This is a genomic window from Paraburkholderia sp. SIMBA_030 (assembly GCF_046535245.1).
Taxonomy (GTDB): domain Bacteria; phylum Pseudomonadota; class Gammaproteobacteria; order Burkholderiales; family Burkholderiaceae; genus Paraburkholderia.
Genome location: NZ_JAWRXB010000515.1, coordinates 1 through 273 on the forward strand (window position 1 = coordinate 1; position 273 = coordinate 273).

General features: G+C 55.3%; 1 protein-coding gene. It reads left to right on the forward strand.

Going from position 1 to position 273, the window contains the following annotated elements; all coding sequences use genetic code 11:
- Positions 1–97: 97 nt before the first annotated feature.
- On the forward strand, positions 98–273 hold a 176-nt coding region (locus SB772_RS41025; RefSeq protein ID WP_410838654.1), incomplete at its 3' end, for an ArsR family transcriptional regulator.

The following is a 273-nucleotide window of genomic DNA, read 5'->3' on the forward strand; positions in this document are numbered from 1 at the left end:
GCATCCAAGACTAGCTGGGTCCTTTAAGGGAGGGATGCTGAAGGCCGCCCTCTAAACGAGGGGCCGACGATATAGTTCCGGCTGAGATGCAATTGCCATGAGGAACGTAGTGGACGAATTGCCATTTCTCGATGAGAGGGTCGCTCTCCTTGGCGCGATCGCCTCTCCCAACCGATACCGAATCTTGAAGCTTTTGTGCGATCGAGAAAGCGACGTTGCTACGCTCTTAGCGGAGTTGCGCGTGCCACAGTCGACGATGTCGAGAGATCTCTC